Annotated in this window: 2 protein-coding genes; both read right to left on the bottom strand. The window is 50.5% G+C overall.

Annotated elements, in window-relative coordinates:
* Positions 1 to 21: 21 nt before the first annotated feature.
* Positions 22 to 7,740, bottom strand: coding sequence for an SDR family NAD(P)-dependent oxidoreductase (locus ACNFN4_RS03735; RefSeq protein WP_448199999.1), 7,719 nt, complete (start codon positions 7,738 to 7,740; stop codon positions 22 to 24).
* 4 nt (positions 7,741 to 7,744) lie between these two features.
* Positions 7,745 to 23,356 carry an SDR family NAD(P)-dependent oxidoreductase gene (locus tag ACNFN4_RS03730; protein WP_448199998.1) on the bottom strand — a complete coding sequence of 5,204 codons (15,612 nt, stop codon included), beginning with the start codon at positions 23,354 to 23,356 and terminating at the stop codon, positions 7,745 to 7,747.
* Positions 23,357 to 23,362 lie beyond the last annotated feature (6 nt).

The following is a 23,362-nucleotide window of genomic DNA, read 5'->3' as shown; positions in this document are numbered from 1 at the left end:
GTTAGTCCCCTTTTAAAAACGTCACGTTGTCACCTGCCAAAACGAGTCCGCAGGTGCAGTGCTTGTCTCTGCTTTTTTCTCATATTTCTTTAAAAGATCCGCAATGTCCGTTTTTTCATTACTTGTTTTTTCCGCTTCATTCTCCGTGCTGTTCCAGCCGCCCAAAAGGGGGTAGTGTTTTTTTCTGAATTCCGGCGGCTGAGGCGCCCGGTGATGTTCCCGCTGCCTTTCACCTCTGTATTCTTCAACGAGGATATGAGCATTTGTCCCGCCGTCAGGAAATGAACTCTGAGCTGCGACGCGGGGTTTCTTCTCTGAATGCCAATCAACGGGTTCACGATTAAAATGAATACGCGACGCTTCAAAGTCATAATGTTCAAATGGCTCACGCGCTGATAAGAAAGGCGGAATCCGCTTATGATAGACGCTCAGCACACATCGGATGAAGCCCGCAAGACCTGAAGACAGAAGCAAATGCCCTACATTCGGTTTCACCGATCCGATCCGGCAGGGCAGAAGCGTTTTCCGGTTCAGCTGATAGACATCTGAGAGCGCCTTGATTTCCACCGAATCAACGATTGGGGAACCGCCTCCGTTCACTTCTATATATCCAATGTCTTCGGGCGACTTTTCCGCCATGTCAAGCGCAGTTTGAATGGCGTCTCTCTGCGCTCTTATATTCGGTGAACCGGGACCGAGCGTCCGGCCGTCATTGTTTACCGAGACGGCTTTTATGACGCCGTAAATACGGTCTCCGTCCCGCACCGCATCGCTCAATCGTTTGATAAAAACCGCCCCCGCTCCTTCTCCGAGCACTTCTCCCGCTGATTCACGGTCGAATATATGAAACACGCCGTTCTCATTTAAAATATGACGTGCTCCGAATAACCGGTGCGCGGACGGAGATAAGAGCAGACTCACCGAACCGACTAAGGCCGCGTCAATCCTTCCGGCCAAAAGGGCGTCTTTTGCAAAGGACAGCCCGATCAGCCCTGAGGAACATGCTGTATCCACGACAAGGCTCGGTCCTGTGACATTCAAAAATCGTGAAATGTTGGCCGCCAAATAGTTTTGCCCCGCCCCCAAAATCGGGTTAGGCGCCTGCAGGATATGTTCCATACCGGCTGAAGGCTGCGCCCTGCCGCCAATGTACACGCCGACTTTCCGGCCCGACAAATCCTTTTGGCCGTACCCGGCATCATAAACGGAATGAACCGCTTCTTCTAATATGATCCGCGCCTGCGGGTCCATAATTGCCGCGTCTTTTTCAGAGATGCCAAAAAAGCCCGCATCAAACATGTCGATATCATCAATCCACCCCGCATAATCCTTTGCATGTGCTGTTGCATGCCAGCGCGTTGCGGGGACAGGCCGGATGGCGGTGTTTCCTTTCATCAGCAGCTCCCAAAAAGCATCCGTTCCGCCCGCCCCCGGAAAACGGCAGGACATGCCGACGACGGCAATATCGTCTTCGGTATCCGCTTTCGGCTTCATGGATGTTCTCTCTTCAGCGGCGGCAGTTAAATCAGGCTGGACGTCCCTGTCGTGAACGAAACCATTTTCTTTTGTCACAAAATCGGCTTCATGATGCGCTGCGAAATAGTCAACCATTTCTGTAATCGTTTGATATTGAAGCATTAAGGACGGTGTTAACTTTATGCTGATCCGTTTTTGCAGTGATTGAACCAATTCCGCAAAGAGTATTGAGTCAATCCCGTATTCATCAAACGGCATATCATCTTTTATCTGCTCATCCATCATTTTCAGTTCTTCACTGAAGACGGTGCGCACCCATTGACGAATCGTATCCTTCACCTTTTGGTCACCGGCAGTGCTTTTTTTCACGGGAGCTTCAGCTTTCTTCACCCTTAGAAGATCACCAAAATCAGCCTCACTGTCTTCTGGAACACAAGGAATTCCGCAGCTTTGTCCGTTTAAAATGATGTAATCTAAAAACTTCAGTCCGTCTTCGGCAGACAGCCTGGAAAGTCCTGATTTTTGATAAGCAGGTGTTTCCGGCAGGCCTTCAGCCATGCCGGTTTCTTTCCAGACGGGCCATTGAACGGCTTTAACAAACACGTTTCCTTTACCTGCTTGATGATTTGCAAAAGAGTCCATAAATGAATTAGCCATTGCGTAGTCACTTTGCCCCGCAGCAAGCGAAGGGATCAGACCCGAAACGGATGAGAACAAAATAAAAAACGACAGCGGCTCATTCTGAACGGCTTCATAGAGACCGCGAAGCCCTGTTACTTTCGGCGTGCAAACGCTTTCGATTTCAGTTTCGGTTTTGTTATAAAAAGCGGGGTGTTCTCCCATTGCACCTGCGCAATGAAAAACGCCGGTAATCGGTCCCATCGTGCCGCGGATGCTGTCCGTCATGTTCCGGAGCCCCTTTTGATTCGTAAGAGAAACGCTGTAATAACGGATCTCCGCGCCCCGCTCGGCTAACTTCTGCATCCGCTCGGCTTTTTCCGGGAGAATGCCGTCCTTTTTCATGTCTGCCCACTCTGAGGAATCGGGAAGCGGCTCCCGCCCCATGATGACCAGTTTCCTGCATCCGCGTGAAACGGCATGCTCCGCCGCAATTGCGCCGATCCCGCGCGATCCGCCCGTTATTAACAGCACATCATCAGACGAATAGGAAAGCTCAGGCGCCGCCGAAACATTCATACCCTGCTTCAGAAACGGCACATAACGGCGATTCAGCCTGTAGCAGCATTCACTGCCGCTTTTGGCCCGCGGCTGTAAAAATTCAGTCTCAATCTGTCTGCTTAATTCTTCTGTATGCTCAATCGCACAATCGCTATCTATCGTAAAAGAATGAATGTTGGCATACTCAGCGCCCAGCATCCGGTACAGCCCCGCCGTTTTCGCCCCTTGCATCAGAGGTTTACTTTCCTTGAAAGGCTGGAGGCGGTGTGTCACTTGGCTGAACACAGCGCCTCTATGACGGAATGATTCAAGAGCCTGCTGTAAAAAGGCAAGCTTTCCGTGTTCTATCTCTTCCTGCCGTTCATATTCCGCATCATATGCGGTTATGTCGACGACCCCGAGTATCTGTTTGTTTTGAAGAGACTCCCGCACTCTGCCGTAAAGGTTTCGCCCCGATGCGGCGGCGTAATAATCGGCGCCGTCTTTTGCCTGATGGATGAAGCAGATCGTTTCAATATGGCCGTTTCCTTTAAAAAGAGCATCGGCCAATCGGCGCGTCTTATCAGTTGCAAGTATCATTACTGTTCCTGATAGTGCTTCAGATTCCGCCGGATCTTGCTGCTTCCAGTCTTTTTGAAGAATGATCTTTTGGTTTTCCGCCGGTTCGTCTGTCTGTTTCCGGATATCCGCAGGCACAGGCACCCAATACCGCTCCTTCGCGAACGGATATACAGGAAGGCTGACCCGTTTCGGCTTCTCTCCTTCGTATAACAGGCTCCAGTCAACGGCGGCTCCTTTTGCCCACTCAGTGAGCAATCTGGAATATTGCTTGTTTTTCAGCAGCTCGGCCATTCCACTTGATGAAATATCATCTTGAGCACGTCCGCGGAAACATCCTTCAATTTCTGTTTTCCGTTCAAGCACATCCTTCAGTTTCGCTTGCAGACCGCAAACGGATGTAACGATAAATGCCAGCCGTTCAGGCATCGCTTCTCTGCCAGATTGAAGCGTGTAGGCCAGGTCTTTAAGGTTGACTTCTTTTTCCCGTAAAAAGCGGTCATACCGTTTGACATATTCTAATAGGCGTTCTTCATTTTTTGCCGAAAGCAGAAACAGAACCGGCTCGTCTTCCCGTATATTTACCGATTTCTTTTCAGTCTGCGGCGGCAGATATTCTTCTATGACAAAATGGGCATTGCTCCCGCTGGCGCCAAAAGAACTTAAACCCGCTCTTCTCGGCTGGTCAGAATGTAACGGCCGTTCCCATTCTTCCAGCCGGTCCGCCACATAAAACGGCGTGTCCGGAAACGGAATATGGGGATTCAGCGTGTCCGCGTGCAATGACGGAAAGATTTCTCCATGCTTCAGCTGCAAAAGCACCTTTGTTAATCCGGCGATCCCGGCGGCTCCTTCTAAATGGCCGATATTTGATTTGGCAGAGCCGATGGCGCAAAACCGCTTCTTGTTTGTCCATTTGCGGAAAGCGCGGCTCAGCCCTTCAATTTCAATCGGATCACCCAAAGACGTGCCTGTTCCGTGGGCTTCAATATAGCTCAATGTCTCCGGATCAATGCCGGCACTCTGAAAAGAATCTGTAATGACTTCCGCCTGTGATGCCGGATCAGGCACGGTCAAACCGGATGTTTTTCCGACATGGTTTAAAGCGGAGCCTTTTATGACGCCATATATCGGACAGCCCATTCTTTCCGCTTCTTGAACGGTTGTCAGTAACACCGCGCCGACGCCTTCTCCCGGCACATAACCGTCACCGCCGTCGGCGAAGCTTTTGCAGACGCCTTCTGAAGACAGAAATCCGGCATTCGCCAAAAACGCATATTTATGCGGGTGTGTGACCGCATTCACACCGCCGGCAATGGCGAATTCGCACTCCCCCCTTTTAATGCTTTCACATGCCAAATGTATGGATGTGAGCGAAGAAGAGCACATCGTATCAACAGCCATTGACGGCCCTGTAAAGTTCAGGCAGTGAGACACGATATTCGGAACAGAGGCAGGCGTCACGCCCATAGACAGCGGTGTGCCCCGCTGTGTGATTTCAGCCCCGAACAGCTCATAATGGCTCCAAAACACACCTGCGAATACCCCGACGCGTTTTCTTTTTTGTGAAGATGGCCCGCGCGCCGTTCTGTCCTGATAAAAACCGGCATCTTCACAAGCTTCCCAAGCCGTCTCTAAAAACAGCCGCGCCTGCGGGTCCATCATTTCAGCCTGGCGCGGAGTCAGATTGAAAAACAGCGGGTCAAAGCTGTCTATGCGATCTAAAAATCCTCCGTAACGGTAGAACTGATCTGCTTCATATGAGAAAGAATAACCTTTCCATCTGTCTTTCGGCATTGTTGTAATGCAGTCTTTACCTGAGCGCAGATTTTGGTAAAATTCATCAATGCTTCCCGCCTGCGGGTATCTTCCCGCCAATCCGATTACGGCAATATCGTGCTCTTCTGTATGTCTCTCTTGTTTTCGGCTTCTTCTCTTGACAGCTGCGTTGGATAATGAAGATCCGTTCTTGTCTCCCTTTGGACCCAATCGGCCCATGCTTTCAGTTACAGTGGGCTCTTTCCCGTATAAAATAACGGATTGCAGCTTGCCGAGTCGCAGCATATATTCAAGTGCAGCCATCCCTTCCCCGGCCGGTAGCGGGCTGGTGCCTGTTGCATCATTCATGATCTCTTTCATCAGGCTGTCAACCTGCATGCCGCCATCTTCCCAAAGCGGCCAGTTGATCGTCATAGAAGCCCCGTTCCGTTCGCCTTTTTCCGCTTTGCAATCGCGATATTTCATATATTCATCCATAAAAGCGTTCGCTGCGGCATAATCTGTCTGGCCCGCATTTCCGGCCAACGCCGAGAATGAGGAAAAAACGGCGAAAAATTCAAGCGGTTCATGCCGTGAAGCTTCGTCCGCATGAATCAGGCCGCTGATTTTCGGCAGGAACACCTGCTTCAAGTCAGAACTGTCTTTTTGGATGATAAATTGATCTTTTAAAACACCGGCGCAATGAAAAATGCCCGTCAGCCGGCCGAAAGTTTCTCTAATCTGAGCAAATGCCCGCTCTGTTTCGGCTTTATTGCCGATGTCCGCTTGAACGTAAAGAACTTCTGCGCCCAATGCTTTCAGTCTGCTGATCTTCTCAGACTGTTCCGGCGAACGGCCGATGAGTGCGAGCTTCACCTTTTCTTTTTCTGCAAGGTGACGGGCAAGCAGAAATCCAAGACCGCCGAGGCCTCCTGTAATAACATATACGCCGTTTTGTTTCCAAGGAGACTGTGTCTGCCCGTCCAGTTTCTCAATACGTTCGAACAATCTGATCTGCCGCATATTGTCTTTATACCGAATGTCTGTGCAGCCTGCATAAGAGCAGTCTGCTTCGGTTCTAATGATTGCGGCCGTCTCACTTGGCAATCTCTCATTCTTGTCAAAGAAGGTGATCACCTGAGTGCGAAGAGCCGGATTTTCCAGATGTGCCGTTTTCAGCATAGCCCCGAGAGCGGAAGACAATGCCGCTCCATTCTCAACGGCGCATACAAGCTGAATCAATGTATGTTCTTTCGGATAGTCTGTCAGTTCCCGTTTGAGCATACGAAATATACGCTCGGCATCTGCTCCAAACTGCTCATCTGCAGCCTCATGCTCCCTTTTCAGTTCTATCACTTCCGCTTCCGGGCAATGTATGCCGAGTTCACCGGTGAGACGGGGTTCTGCATCGGCAGCGATAATGAGATGACGGGTGTGTTTTTGCCCGTTCTGCACCGCCGTTTCCAGCGGCTGATCTTTCCAGGCGGGTTCAAAAAACAGAACCTCATCAGCGATGTCAGCATCTGATGTATGCCGTTCTTCGGCCGAATCTTTCAGCACACAGCCCGCTTCATTGATAAGGTAATCCGCAAGGCGGCGGACAGATGAATATTCAAAAAGCAGTGTCGGATAAAACTGCTGCTGAAAAGTCTGCTCTAGTATCTTTACAAGCTTCAGCAAATGCGCCGAGTCAAGCCCCATATCATAAAAGCCTTTCCGCACATCAATATCCTGTGCCGGACGATTGATCAGCCTGGCGATTTCCGACTTTATGTAAGTCACCATGTTTTGTTCCGGCGTTTGCTGTTCAGACACGTCTTCTGCGGCCACAGGACTTTCGGGCTCTCCACGGCCGCTTCTGTTCTGCTGAGGCGGCTTCTCTTTGTCTATCAGATGGGTAATCATATTCGCTTGTCTGACCCTTTTCACTGTCAGTTTCTCACATTCGGCCAATACGTTCCCTGCCCTGTCATAAATCGTGAAGTCGGCCGAATAAACATCAGGTTCGCTGTCTGATACGCCGCTTTCAGTGCGGCTGTTTTTCACAGAATAAGTGTAAATCGTTTTCGGAAACGGCTGATACATGCAAAAACGATTGATCATAAAAGGAATATAAGGTGTGTCATTTTGCTTTTGGGCCGACAATGCAAAGGAAGAGCCGGCAAGGGTGGACGCATCTAAAAAAGCCGGATGCGCCTTAAACTTCTCCCGGAATCCTTCAGCCAAATCACTCAGAGTGAGCTCCATTAATTCTTCTTTATCCTGAAGCTGATAAACGGCCCCTTCATTTTTCATAAACTCGCCATGCTCAATATGGCTTCTTCTTGCAATTCCGTAAATGTCATGCATGTCCCATTTTCGGCTTGCGTTTTTCATGAACGCTTCAATATTCAGTTCTTTTGCCCAGGGCGTGTCTTCTTGCAAATAAAGCTGGCATTCCATATTCTCATCCCGGTTTCCGCCAAGCGGTGTGCCGTTTTTTGCTTTTTCGCTAGTGATCTCAACTTTCCAGCTGTCACGTGCCGGCGTAAAGGTGACATACAGGTGTTTATCAAACTCTTCAGATGTTACAACAGGCTGCTTAAAAATAATCTGTCTTAATTCTATAGGCCGTTCACCGAGATACCCGGCGGCGAGCCGATACAGCATATCTATTAAAGTCACGCCCGGGAGGACGCGGATTTGATGAACGCGATGATCCCGGACGATATAATTCGTATGGCTGATTTTCTGCAGGAACGTTTTGACTTGATCGGTGGCAACTGCCAATCTATCACACCTCGCTTATTTCAAACATTGCTTCTGTGCCCGCCTCATTTACTTCCGCTTCGGACAACTGTGCTTTTTCAGGCCAATACCGCTGTTTCCGGTATACTGTCTGGCCGCCTTTCGGTTCCATGGCCGCTTTTCGCTCTTTCGGAATTCCTTCGTTGCTGACAATGATATGGGCGTTATTCCCGCCCAAACCGAACGCGCTGACCCCGGCCCTGAGTATCTCTTTTTTTCCGTTCCACCGCTTCAGCTCAAGCACAGGATAAAGCGGAGAATCATTAAATTGAAAGCGGGGGTTCGGTTTATGGCAATGCAAAGTCGGCGGCAGTTCTTCATTGGCAATCGCCAGCAAAACTTTGATGATTCCCGCCGCGCCCGCCGCACTCAGCAAGTGGCCGATATTGCTTTTGACGCTTCCTACACCGCAAAATTGTTTTTCATCGGAATAAGCAGACAAGACATTGGTTAATCCTTTTAATTCAATCGGGTCGCCGATCAATGTACCGGTTCCGTGCGTCTCTACGTATGTCATGGTGTCAGGCTCGATTTCCGCTGATTGAACCGCCTGCTCAATCAAGTCCTGCTGCGCCCGGGGATTCGGCGTCGTCACGCCCATTGTGCTGCCGTCATTATTTATCGCAGAGCCGTCAATAACGCCGTATATTTTATCTTCGTCTTCTATCGCTTTTTCGAGCGGCTTCAGCATCAGCACACCGCAGCCCTCTCCGATTCCTGTTCCGTCCGCACCGGCATCGAAAGATTTTGAACGGCCGTTTGGCGATAAGATTCTCGCCGCGCTCATTGTGAGAAAAGGTTTTTCATCAAGCAAAATGTCAACCCCGCCCGCAAAGGCCGCTTCCGCTTCTCCATTTTGAATAGCCTGCACGGCCAAATGAATTGCCGTTAGCGAACTGGAGCAGGCCGTATCTACGACCAGGTTGGGCCCTGTAAAGTTATAAATGTGCGCCATGTGTGCGGTAATAAAATTTTGCCCCGCGCCAATAATCGCGTCTTTTTGCAGATATTGAAATTTCTGATGAAACGCACCTGCCCTTGCACCGGCAAAAACGCCGATACGGCGGCCCCAGAGATCCTCTTTTTGATAACCGGCATCGGCCAAAGCTTCCGCGCTCACCTCGAGCCACTGCCTTTGCAGCGGGTCTATCATCGGTGCCAGCGTTTCTGAAATATTAAAATACTCCGGGTCAAATTGGTCAATATCGTGTATAAAACCGCCCCATTTACTGATGCTTTTTCCTTCTTGATATTCACCCGGCTGATAGTGTTCCCCGGTGTCCCATCTGTCCGGCGGAACTTCAGTGACGGCATCCGTTCCGCTGCGGAGATTCTTCCAAAATTCTTTTATATCCCCCGCTTTCGGAAAATGGCAGGCCATGCCGATGATCGCAACCTTTCCCCGTTTCCCGGGCTTATCTGCCGTTTTTTTGCTCCGTTTCGGCGTCTTCTGCAAAGGGACCTTCTCCGCGGAAACTGCTGCATCTGCCGAAAAAGCTTCCGGACAATGTGCGGCTAAATAATCCGCGAGCTGTTCAATGGTAGGATGCTCTAGAAGGACAGTCGGATCAATTGAAACGGATGGCAGTTTTTGATCAATCTTTGTCAGCACTTGCGCCAGAAAGATAGAATCCATTCCGTATTCCTGAAAAGGCACATCGATATCCATATGCGTTTCATCGATACTCAGCTCTTTTGCCAAAAGCGACCTCAGCCAAGATTGAATATCAGTCCGGTTATGGTCCCGTTTTTTTGTTTCAGGAGGTTTGGAAGCTGCTTTCATTCCTTTATGGGCGGCTGGCTTGGCGTTTTCCAGCGCTTTGATGTCCCAATCATGTTTCACTTGTGCCGGCAGCACGACAGCTCCGGGTCTTTCTCTTAAAATGTAATCAAGCATCTTGAGACCTTCCGCGTCAGAGTGCCGCAGCAATCCCGTTTGCTCATAAATCCCGCTTTTTATATCCCTGCTCATGCCCGTCTCATCCCATGCCGGCCATTGTATGCTGATGATGCCGCTCTCATTGTTTTCTGCAAAATAGTCCATGTAAGAATTCGCCATCGCATAATCGCTCTGTCCCGCCGCAAGAATCGGGACGGCTGCCGAGACAGATGAAAACAGGACGAAAAATGCCGGCGCACCATCCTTTACACTCTCATACAGACTGTGAAGGCCGTCTGCTTTCGGGGCGAGCACCCGCGCAATACTGTCTTTGGATTTGCGGAGAAAAGCAGGGTTTTCACGGTCCGCAATTCCCGCGCAATGCAGAATGCCTCCGACAGGTCCGAGCGTTGAGGTTACCTCTTTTATAAGCCGTCCGACGGCCTGCTTATCCGTCAGATCAACTGCTGAGACGCACACTTTTACGCCTTGTGATTCCAGCTGCCGGATAAGCTGTATTTTTTCCGAAACGACAGGGTCTGTTTGCTCAAGATCCCACTCGGTTTTCGGCGGCAGCTCCTTTCTGCCTGTCAAAAGCAGTTTCTTCACACCATACGCTGAAACGAAATGCTTGGCGCATAAAGCGCCGAGACCGCGCGTGCCTCCGGTTATCATCAGGACGGCGTCTTTTGGAAACACAGTCCGGTCTGTTTGCACGGCTTCAGGTTCAATCTGATCAGTCTGCCGAAGAACATAACTGAAGCGCATACCCTCCCTATAGCAAACAGCAGACTCCGTTAAGTCTGATTCAATTTCTTGTTTAATAAAAGCAGCTGTCTGCTCCAGCGGCCCTTCAGGATCAATATCGGCGTGACAGGTGAGAATATGGCTGTATTCATGTCGCAGCATGCGATAAAGCCCCGCTTTTTCAATACCGTGCATAGCGGCCGCCTTATTTTTGAAGGATTCAAGCCCTTTTGTAAGATAAAGCATTTTTATGTTTTCTTGTCCGCGGCCGTATTCAATCAGCTGCTGCAGCGATGCCACCCAGCTGATGTCCTGCCGCTTTTGTCGGGAGCCGCAGCCGGTGAAGTCAATAAACCCCGAATAGATGGCCGCATTCGCATCCTGTAAGAAAGAGATGAGCTGATTTTCCTGCACAATGTCAGCATCATTCAGCTGTTTTTTCACCTCGGCGGCAAGGTCTTTTGTATCTTCAGAGACGATGAGCGCTATTTTGCTGAATGGCTCGGATGAAGACACTGCCTCGCAAGGCTCCCATGTTTTCTGCAATACTACTGTTTTTTGATTCGAAAGCGGCAGCTGCTCCCGTTTCGGCACCCAATAGCGGTCTGCTCTGAACGGATAGGAGGGCAGGCTGATGCGGCGCGGCTTACTGTCCGTATACAGCTGCTCCCAATCTGTGTCAAATCCGTTTGCCCAGAGCCGCAGCACTTTCTTGTATTTCTTTTTCTCAAGCCAGGCGCTGACGAGGTCAGCGGCATCTTCATCGTCTGAGAACATGGAAATCGTGTTATTCTCGCGTTTTTTACGGCCGCTGATGATATCTTCGCTGTTTTTTCCCAACAGAAACGCGTTCAGTTTTTCAGTCAGTTCCTCTGCGGAGCCTGCAATGATTCCCAGCCTCGCTTCCATCGCATCCCGTCCGGTCTGCATTGTGTATGCGGCATCTGCAAGATCGATATGGCGGAATGATCCGTTTTGGATAAAATCGCGAAGGAGACGCGCTCTTTCTTTCAGCCGCTCTTCATTTTTAGCTGACAAAACAAAAAGAGATGACGCTTTCTCACGGGTTTCCTGCTGTTCCGTCTCACTTCTGCCCATGTATTCTTCAATAACGATATGCGCATTGACGCCTCCGAAACCGAATGAGCTTACACCCGCCCGGCGGGGCAGGACCCGGCCGTTTTCATCACGCAGCGCTTCCCACTCCTTTGTTTCTGTCACAATGTAAAACGGGCTGTCCTTCAATTTGATATGGGGATTGATGTTCTCGCAATGCAGACTTTTGGCGAGCGTCCGATGTTTCAGCTGCATCAATACTTTGATAACGCCCGCAATGCCTGCTGCGAGCTCCAAATGTCCGATATTTGTCTTCACTGAGCCTATCCCGCAATATCCGCCCGGAGCCCCGTCTGTTTGGAAAGCTTTTTTCAATGCATTGATTTCAATCGGGTCTCCGAGTGCCGTTCCTGTTCCGTGCGCTTCTATATAAGTGATCGTTGACGGGTGAATACCGGCTTTTTGATAAGCGCTTTTCAGTACATCCGTCTGAGCCTGCGGATTCGGCGCAGTAAGTGACGCTGAGCGTCCGCCGTGATTTTCCGCTGTACCGCGGATGAGGCCGTAGATGTGATCCCTGTCACGCTCAGCCTCTGAAAGCTTTTTCAAGACAATCATGCCGGCACCTTCTCCTCTGACATAACCGTCAGCCTGATCAGAAAATGTTTTGCAGCGCCCGTCTTCACTGAGCATGCCTGCTTTTTGAAAACCGATATGCCCTTCAGGCGTGACGATCGTGTTGACGCCCCCTGCGACCGCCATATCACAATCTCCCGTTTCAATGGCTTTTACCGCGCGGTGAATGGCGACTAAAGAGCTTGAACAAGCGGTTTCTACCGGCTCGCTCGGCCCGTGGATATCAAGAAAATAACTCATCCGGTTCGGCCCGACGGACGGCACGATTCCGGTCATCGTATACCCCTCGACAGGAAGACCCACCTTATTGATTAAGGTTTGATATCCGCTTCCCAATGTGCCGGTGAAAATGCCGGTTTTTGTTCCGGCAATCCGTTTTGCTGAGTACCCCGCGTCTTCAATGGCTTTCCACACATACATCATTAATAGACGCTGCTGAGGATCCATCATTTCAGCTTCTTTCGGAGATATCCCGAAAAACAGCGGGTCAAACCCGGCGATTCCATCTATAAAACCGCCCCATTTAATTGACGTTTTATTTGCATCCGCTGCCGGATCGCCGAAATATTCGCGCCAATCCCAGCGATCTCGTGGAATTTCTGTAATGCAATGCTCCCCTTTTGATAAACGTGTCCAGAATTCATCTATGTCTTTCGCTTGCGGAAAAATACCGCTGATTCCGATAATGGCTATCGGTTCGGTTTTTTCTTCTGATTTTCCTTTTACGGATACGGGCGTTTCCCGCTTGACATGAACGGCCGCCGGAGCTTCAGCTTTTCTTATTCCGGCTTTTGGAGCGGTTTTTAAACTCTCTCTTTCTAAGCCGCTGAATGCTTCTTTCCATTCAGATATCAAATGGCCGCTCAGTTTGCGCAATGTCGGAAATTCAAAGAAGATAGTCGGGCTGAGCTCAAGCTGATAAGACCGATTTAATAGATTTGTAAATTCAGTGAAAATGATCGAATCAAATCCGTATTCCGTCAGTTCGCTGTCAGCCTCAATATCTTTCATGCTTACCTTTAAAAGATCTGATACATGCCGCTTTAGTTTCTCTTGAACCTGATCTTTCAGATCTCTTGCATCTGCCACTGCCGGAGCTTTTCCGGAGGCGCTTTGTTCTTCGCCCAGATCGAAAATATGGCTGCGAATCCGTTTTTCGTCGCCTTCTGCCACCATGACCTGGTGTTCTCCGGAGGCAAAAGCGGCGTAAAGTGCTTGGATGCCTGAGGCCGATCGCATGGCTTTCATTCCGGTCTGTTCATACATCAGCCGTTCTGTCTCTTTGTCCACGCGCATACCGCCTTCTTCCCAAAGCGGCCAGTTGACGGACAGGGTCTGCCCGCTCCGCTTGTTGTCCCGCACGAGACGGTTTCGGCGGGCTGCATAAACATCCATAAATGCGTTGGCTGCCGCATAACCGGCCTGCCCCGGATTTCCCATGCCTCCCGCCAAGGAAGAAAACAGAATGAAAAAGTCCAGCCGCACATCTTTCGCTGCTTCATCAAGATTGATAAGCCCTTTCACCTTCGGCGCCATGACGGTCTTCCGTTCGTTTTCTGTCTGGTTCAGAATGTAGTTGTCAGCGATCACGCCTGCGCCGTGAATGATCCCGTCGAGTGTTCCGTGCTCCTCCTGTATGCCGCGGACGAGGGCGATGACCGCCGCCCTGTCTGTCACGTCAACCGGTTGATAAAATACGCGGGCACCCGACGCTTCCAAGCGCCGTAAGCGGGCGGAGCGGTCTTCATCAAGCGCTTCCGCCCTCCCCGTTAATACGAGGACGGCGTTTTTGACGCGGGAGGCTATTTCTTCAGCGAAAATCAGTCCGATGCCGCCCGCTCCCCCGGTGAGGAGGTAAACCCCTTCGTCTTTCCACGGAATGGCGCCGCTTTGAGAGGCCGGCAGATGACGCCAGTTTCTGACGAGACGTTTGCCGTCTTCATAACGGATTTCCGCTTGTTCAGGATGGGCCCGGTTTTCTTTCAGCTTGGCAAGAAGCGCTGATGCTGACTCGTCCGGATCGGCTTGGATGACTTGGCCGTACAGCTTCGGATGTTCAAGGTGAGCCGTTTTCAGAAAAGCGGCCAGCCCCGCCAATACATTGTCTTCCCCCCTGTCGGGGACAAGAAGCTGGATCAGCGTTTTTTTCTTCTGTTTTTCTTTGATAAGACGCGTGACGATCGCTGACAGCTCCGCCGCGCAGGCGTCATAACGGTCTTCAATCGGACCTTCGCCGTCAGCCGCACATACGGCGCCGCTTATGTCCTCAGCGTTCATTCCGCCATACAGCGTCACGTATCTGAAAGACTCTTCTTGTCCGCCGCCTTCATCCGGCGGTGATTCCTGCCACTTTGACTGAAGCAAGAGCGGTTTTTCCTCCGTTCCCTCTTCCAGAAAACGGGCGGTGAGTCCCGTCAATCGGACACATACCGCGCCGTTTTCGTCACACAGCTCAATATGATAGGCGCCGGCCGCTGAGGAAAGCACCGCCCACATCGTCTCACGGCACGCAGAAAACACCTGCATATCCTGGAGGGCAAACGGCAGAAACGGCCGTCCGGACGCAGAACCGTCCGAGAGCACGAGACCGATAGAAGCCTGAAGGGCGGCGTCCAGCATGCTCGGATGCAGGATGAACGGCTCCTTTTCCTCGCGGGCGGACGGCGGAAGAGTGAGCTTCGCGAGCACTTCTCCGTTTCCGGCATAGACGGCGTCAAGCGCCTGATGCGACGGTCCGTAGGTGATGCCGAGGCTGTCGAACGCTTCATAGCACTCAGCCTTTGACATACGCCGGCCGCCGCAGCGCGCCTGAACCGCTTCCACATCGAGAACAGGAGCACGCTCCGTCTCTTCGAGCACGGCCTTTCCCTGGAAAAAGACAAGCGGCTCTTCCCCTTCGGCATACGCTTCAAAAGCGATGTCTCCGTTTTCTTCCGGCTGAAGCTTTACATGAAGCGTCACTCCTTCAGAAAGCGCCGTCACCGGACGGAGCCAAACGATCTGTTTGAGCCTTACACCCGTTTTCCCGCCCGGCAAGTCTTCGGCGGCAAATGTAACGGCGGCCCGGGCCATTTCTAAAGCAGCCGCGCCCGGAAGCACCGGTTTTCCATTGACGATATGATCCGCAAAAAACGGTTCATGCCCTGAAAAAACAGAAGTAAAACGCTGGGCGGTAAAGGTCGATGTATTCGCATGGAGCAGCGGGTGAAGCTTTTCACGTTCAGCTGAATTCCGGCTTCCAATCTCTCTCTGAAGACGATCGGACGCCCAATACGTCTGCCTGGCAAACGGGTAGCCCGGCAGATTGCCGATTCGCGGCAAAGGTCCGCCATAAAGCAAGTCCCCTTCGATTTCATAACCTTGACAATAAAAATCTGCCAGCACGCATAACAGCTCCTGATATTTTCTATGGTCAGAATATGAGGCGCTGCACTTGCCGAGCACTTCTATTATGTGCTCCTGAATATGCTGACGCCCTGCAAAGTGCTGCGGTACTTTTCCCGAAAACACATAAGGATGATGTTCATTAAGCTTTGCCTGCTTCCATACATACACTGCGTCATCAGCATCTTGCACTACTATGGCGGCGCGATGGTTAAAGTGATGCCGTCCTTTTAACAACGTATAGCTGAGCTGGGCTAGATCATTTTCTTTCAGTCCGCCATTTTCCGCCCAAGTGATCATATCTTCGATTTTTTCCTGAAGGGCCTCCTCTGTTTTTGCAGACAAAGTAAGTAAATATGCAGGGGCATCACGATGAGGTGAAGCGCTGCGCTTATAGTTTTCCATAACGACATGGGCGTTTGTTCCGCTCATCCCGAATGCGCTGACTGCCCCCATTCGGTTTTTACCCGGCAGAGAAGGCCACGGTTTACCCGTTTTATTCACATAAAAAGGACTCTTCTCCCAGTTGATATAGCGGTTTTCCCCGCTGCAATGCAGACTGGCGGGAATCATTTCACGGGAGAACGCCTGTAAAAGACTGATCAAACTGACAATGCCTGATGCGGCAAACGTGTGGCCGATATTGGTTTTAATTGATGTGAGTGCGCAAAAAGCTTCTTCGTTTGTATAGGCAGAAAATGCGTCATAAAGCGCGTTAATTTCCACCGGATCACCGAGTTTTGTACCTGTGCCGTGTGTGACGATATATTCGATATCTTCAGGGTTGATACGGCCCCGGTCATAAACGGAAGTAAGCAGCCGGGTCTGGGCTACGCCGCTCGGAGCGGTAATTCCGTTTGTTTTCCCATCATAATTGATGCCGCTCGCCCGAATCACCCCGTAAATCGGATCACCATCTTTTTCCGCCTCTCTCAGCGGCTTCAGAACAACCGCCGCGGCTGCTTCCCCCGGAACCATGCCGTCAGCCCTTTTATCAAACGCGAAGCATTTTCCGTTTTCCGACAGCATTCCGGCTTTATCTATCGTTTCAAAAAAGTCCGGGGTATTCATGATATTCACCCCGGCCGCAACAGCTGTTGTGCACTCTTTATTCTGCAGGCTTAATACCGCCTGATGGACAGAAACGAGCCCCGAAGAACATGCTGTATTTATCGCCATCACAGGACCGGATAAATTCAAGTGATAAGCCAGCCGCGCCGCCAAAATACCGTTATGATGAGACGTGACATTGCCTTTGTCCCGTGTTAAAAGGTGATAATCTCCTTCTTCCGCCCCCACAAACATACCGATCGTCTGCTGCTTGATGTGACTGGCGCCGTAGCCGGCGTCCTCAAGGGCCCTCCACGCTTCCTGAAGAAGCAGCCGCTGTTTCGGATCCATCGTTTCAGCTTCCCTCGGCGATATTTCAAAAAATAAAGGGTCGAATTCGTCCGCCCCCGGAACAGCGCCGAGTTTCCATTTTGAACTTGTGAAGCCTTTTTTTGCGACCGGTGCGACAACGTCCTTTTCCTGAAACAGAATGTCCCACAGCTCGTCCGCCGTGCGCGCCTGAGGAAATCGGCCGCTCATGCCGATAATGGCAATGGAATCAGCTGCCTGACTGCCCTCGGTTCCGGCGTTCAGCTTATTTCTTCCCCTCTGCTTCTTTCGCTTTTCCGTTCCTGCCTTTTCAAAGACAGATTGATCTGCGGATTCAGGTTTCTTTTCTTCATAGACATGCTCCATGACGGACTGGTGTTCCGTCAGAAAATAGCAGACGACCTTCTCCAGTGTGGAATGTCCGAAAAACAGGGCCGGTGTCACTTCAATTCCGTAATGGGCGGACAAAGAAGAGGCGAATTCCGCCAAACTGATAGAATCAAAGCCGAAATCAGCCAGATTGTCAGCGTCCGTCAGTCTGTTCTTGTCTATTTTCAAAAGCCCCGCCGCCAGTTCTTTCACATCCCAGCTTACGCATTCTTCCAGTGTAAAGCCTTTCATTTCACTCCGCCTTCCTGAAAACGGGACGTTCCTGTTTACAGAACCCGAAATCGGCCGTTCGTCTTGATCTATCTGCAGGAAGCGTTTGGCCCTCGACGAAAAACCGACCAGGACGAGATACTGGCTGGACGGCTGTACTAACAATGTCTCAAAAGCTTCGAGTCCTTCCTCAGTGTATAAATAACGCTGTCCGCTTGATTTTAAATACATATCGGTGCTTTCCGCCGTGCCGACATGCATCCCCCCTTCTTTCCAAAGCGGCCAATTGATTGCAAGTGACTTGCCGCTTCTGAGCCCGAGGCTCACAAGTTTATCCCGGTGACGGACAAAAGCCATTTGGAAGCGGTTCCCCATCGCGTAGTCACAAGAACCGAAGTCTCCTAAAATCGCTGAAGAAGAAGAGAAACAACAGAAGAAGTCAAGCGGCTCCCGTGACAGAACCTGATCTAACACCGCGGTGCCGTCCGCTTTTGGCGATAAGACTTGCTGAAAGGTTTGCAGATCTTTCTCCAGAATGCTTTCAGTGCCTTGAAGACCTGCAGCGTGAATGACACCGTGAATCGGCCCGCATCCTTTCTCTTTCACTTCTTGCAAACCTTTCTCCATCTGAGCCTGATCTGCGGCATCCGCCTGCACGTAAAACACCTTGGCGCCTGATGCTTCCAATCTCTTTATCTTGTTCAGCACCGGGCCGGCTGCCGCTGATCTCCCCGTCAAAATGAGCGTAACCGGTCCTTTTTCAGCGAAATATCCGGCAAATAACAAGCCTAACCCCCCGCATCCGCCGGTAATCAAGTACGTTTTCCCGCTCTTTATCACACGCTTCTCGCCAGGGGCAATATCCGTCTGCTTCATTTCCATGACGCGACGGATTTCCCCACTGTACATGACACTGCGGAACGACTCGCTGTGAAGTTCTTCACATACGTTATGGATCAGTTTTTCTAACGGTCCTTTTTGTTCAAAATAAACCGCGGCCGTATCCGTCTCCGGCAAGATCAGTTTCAGCGACCGTTCCAGCCCGATCCATGACTCAGCGTAACTGATATCGGTATCGGTCCCGCACTGAGCGGAAAGAAGGATCCGCCTCGGTTTAGAACGCAAAGAAGCAGCTGCGCGGATCACATGATACAGAATGGAATAGTCTTTCACGGCCTTTTCATCTTCAAGCGGCCATCCATATAAAACGGCATCCGCTTTGCCTGCAGCCGTTTCAATATGCCGAAACGTTTCTTGATATGCTTGTCCGTCAGTGATTTTAATTTGATAATGCGTGTTTGAAAGCTTTTGAGTTTCCTCACCCTGTGAAATAAAAAACACGCCGGCTCCCGGATAAAGGGTTTGTAAAGACTGATAAGCATGCTTTCTGGCAGCTTCTCCCGTAAGAAAACAGATGACCGTTTTCAGCTCTTCATGAATAGATTTCTTCAGAGGCTGCTGCTTCCACATTTCTTCAAATATCATCATCTCGGATTGTTCCTCTTGCCCGTGATCCTGCTGAGACGGCTGTCTCATTCTTATCCCTTTGATTTCTGCGCAGACAGTGCCGGTTTCGTCACAAAATTGAATGTCACAGCCGGTTTGATTCTTTTTATTAATATACATCCACATGCCGGATGAGCACGGACGCATGACGCGCAGTTCTTCAACCGCTTCAGGCACGATATGGACTGACGGCTCCGTTTTGGCCAGGACATGAAAAGCTGCGTCCAGAAATTCCGGCGGCAGATGATATCCCGGATTACAGCCGCTTTCATCTGTAAGAGCAAGCTTCGCCCAAACCGCACTTTCTCCCGCATAAAGCTTTTCAACGGTGCGGAACTCCTTACTGATCGTTACACCTGATGTGCCTGGTGTTTCATAATCGAATGACAGCGGGCGGCAGTCTTTTTGTAAGGAGGCAATATCAAGCACGCGGGATGGCTGTATGTTCCCTTGTCCGATGATTCCATAATGATGCAGCTTCTCTTCGTCACTGTATATTTCATAATGGATGCCTTCCTCGTCTTCAGACAGAAGGGAGAGATTGACGCCCGCACCGTGAAGTCCGCCGGTAATCGGGTCAGTCCATGCCGCTGTTCGGATCCATATCTCTTTTTCTTCAGAGCTGTCTGCCGCATGATGAAAAGCCGCAAGCGCCATTTCTAAATAAACGGCTGCCGATAAAACCCGCTCCCCGCTCACATCCTGGAAAACGTGTTCCCGGCCTGTAAAAGATGTATGATAGCTTTGCTCCGCCAAGGTTGACGTATTTTCATGCAGAAAAGGATGCACATATTCAGTTGTTCCTGTTTTTGGTTCTTCCCGCTTCATCCAGTAGCTTTCTTTTGCAAATGGATAAGACGGCAGACTGATACGATGCGGCAGCGCGCCTTTATATAAAGATGCCCAATCGACGGGCGTCCCGTGAACCCAGGTATTCAAAAGACTGTCAAATTGACGTTTTTCCGTCCAATCACTGACTGTGCCTGCCGTCTTTGTGACAGCACTATCACCCCGGCCTGTAAACACCCCGCTTACGGAACCAGCATTATTCAGAAAAGCAGTCAGCTTCTGTTCCAATTCAGAAACAGAGCCCACTGTCATCGCCAGCCGTTCTTCCATCGGGACCCTGCCGACTTGAAGGGTAAATGCCGCGTCAAGCAGGTTCGCATCTGTAATTGTTCCGTTTCCGGCGGCATCCGACAGCAACAGAGCCCGCTCGCGCAAGCGGTCTTTATCTTTTGCCGATAAAACAAAAAGCGCCGGACGGCCGGTGTCTGTCGAAGTCATTTCAGCCGGTTCATACTCTTCTATCAGCAGGTGGGCATTTGCACCGCCCGCTCCGAAAGAAGATGTACCCGCGAGTCTCGGATATTCCCGTGTTACTCCTTCAGATTCTATGACCGGCCGTCTCCATTCCGCCGTTTCCTGCTGCACGATAAAAGGAGAAGTTTCAAAATCAATTTCCGGGTTCAGCTGCTTTGAATGCAGCGACGGCACCAGATATCCGTGTTTCATCTGAAGAAGAATTTTGGTGACCGCAGCAATGCCCGCCGCACTTTCCAGGTGTCCGATATTGGATTTAACAGAACCGATGGAACAAAATTGCTTTGCATCCGTGTAGCGTCGGAAAGCCTTGGTTAACCCTGCGATTTCAATCGGATCTCCCAAGGAAGTGCCGGTGCCGTGGGCTTCCAGATAGCTGATCGCTCTCGGATCAATCCCTGCCCGCTCCATCGCCTCTGCGATCACTTCTCCTTGTGCATTCGGATTCGGAACGGTGAACCCGTTCGTTTTGCCGCCGGCGTTCAGAGCGCTTCCTTTAATGACACCGTATATATGATCATGATCTTCAACAGCCTTTTTCAACGGCTTTAACACGATACAGCCGACGCCCTCTCCGTCAACAAACCCGTCAGCCTTATCACCGAACGCTTTGCACGCATTTGACGGTGACAGCATTCTCATAGAAGAAAGTCCGATATAATGAACCGGATCTGTAATCAGGTTTACGCCGCCGGCAATCGCGCATTCAGATGCACCTGTTCTGATGCTTTCTGCGGCGAGATGAATGGCGGTTAAGGATGAGGAGCATGCAGTATCGACCGCGATGCTCGGACCGTGAAAATCAAACACATAGGATACGCGGTTCGGGATAAAGTGGTAGTGGGCCCCTGTCGGATAGTTGCCGTTCATGACACCCGCAAAGACACCAACCTTTTTACCGGCGCATAGTGAATCAGGGGTATATCCGGCATCCTCAAGGGCCGCATAAGCGGTTTCCAGAAACAGTCTCTCCTGCGGGTCCATGCGCTCCGCTTCTTTCGGGGAGATTTTAAAAAACAGCGGATCAAATTTATCAATATCTGTTAAAAAGCCGCCCCACTTTGTATACATCCGGCCTTCCTTACCTTTTGTCTCATCATAGTAGTCCTGCCAATCCCAGCGGTCTTTCGGAATTTCGGTGATTCCGTGTTCACCGGTCTTTAACCGTTCCCAGAACTCATTAACATTTTCAGCTCCGGGATACCGTCCGGCAAGACCGACAATGGCCACTTCAAGGTGTTTTGACGGCGGTTCGGAAGCGGGCGGCGCTTTTTCAGAAAAAGATGCCGCTTGGCGCTTCGCCAATCCGGCGCTTTTTTTGCGGCTTTGCTTTTTCTGTAATGTGTGCGGCGCTTTTTCGGCTTCTTTATTTGTCTTGAAAATCCCAGCCATATCATCCTGTCTTGAGCTGACGAGATATTCCGCTAATCCGCCGATTGTCGGATACTCGAAGAACAAAGTGCTGCTGATATCAGGGATGTCTTCCCGCACGCGGTTGGTCAGCTGTACGATTAAGATGGAATCGATTCCGTATTCTTCAAGGGGCGTATGGGCTTGAACGTCCTCAATCGGCATCTTTAAGATGGCGCTGACGATCTGTTTCAGATACTCTGTGCTTTTTTCAAGCAAAGAGCCGGATGATACCGCTTCAATATGACGGACTTCTTCAGAAAATCGCGCATGCAGTTCGCGCTCCTTCGTTTCAGCCAAGTATGCGGCAAGCTCTTCTATCGTCCGGTATTCAAAAAACAGCGTGCTGCTGATATCTGGGACGAGATCCCGCAGCTCATTCGTCAGCTGAACGATCAGAATAGAGTCAATGCCGTATTCATCCAGAGGAGCCAGCGGATTTATCTCTTCTGCCGGCATTTTTAATACGTTTGCCGCAGCCTTTATCAGAAAAGCCGCTGTCTTTTCCGAAAGCCCCTCTCCCGCTTGTTTGATGGGGAGCTGACGATCAGAGGATGTTTGCGGTACGTTTGATTGGCGCTTTTGCGCGGTGTAAGCTTCCCTGCTCTGCCTGATGACTCCGTTGCTTTTCGCCGTGATAATCTGCTGGGTGTGCAGACGTTCGTTTTCAGCCGGAAATTGAACGGAATGAAAGCCTTCAGCCATTAAAACGGATTTCCATGTTTCCGGATAAAGACCGGGGCACCCCGGAATCCGCAGCGCCTCGTCTTCGTACAGCCACCAGCCCTCTAATAAGCCGAATGTAACATGTGTAAACGGCGTATGCCCGCCCAGTTCATTAACAAGCAGCAAACCCTCCTTTTTCAATACGGCTTTTGCCGTCCGTAATGTTTTCCGGATATTTTTGGTGGCATGCAGCACGTTTGCGGCAATAGCGATATCGTAGGTTCTCAGATGTAATCCCTGGCCCGCCGCAGGCTGCTCCACATTAAACAGCTGATACGTCAAATACGGATTGTACGCGCCGTATTCCTTTTCGGCATGCATTAAAAAAGCTTTTGACAAGTCGGTATAACAGTATTCCTGAATATGGTTTTGATAGGGGCGGAGCTTTTTAAACAGTGTGCTGCTCGTTCCGCCGGTGCCCGCTCCGATCTCCAGCAGACGGATGTTTGCCTCAGGATTGTTTTTAATTACATTTTCCACATAAATACACGCTTCATTTGCCAGCACATCGTTGTAATAATCAGCGAGAATATTATGCTTATAGATTCCTTCAACAAGCTCCATTGAGGAATCGGGAAACATCACGTCCGTGGCTTTTATTTTGCCTGTTAAAATGTCAGGCAAAGCTTGAATGACGGTATCCGCCAGCAGAGCCTGCGCTTTCATATCCGGATCTTTCAGCCATTCGTTTTTCTTCTTATGCCACTCTTCCCAAACCGCGGCCGTTTCACCGCTTTTAAAATCGCTGTTTAAAAGACGGATGCTTTCTTCCAGCCAGCGCTCATATAAAGGCAGACAGGAAGCCGCCGGCGCTTCGCCGGTCAGACCCATTGAACGCAGCGTCACCCGCAATACTTGCAGCAAAAGCCGATTCAATTCTTTCATTTGATTGCTTATTTCTGTTCTTAAGGATAACTGTGTACGGTCTTTTTGTTTGTCTCCCTTACCCAAAACCTT

This window comes from Bacillus sp. N1(2025) (assembly GCF_053470005.1).
This window is presented reverse-complemented; position numbering and strand designations above follow the sequence as displayed.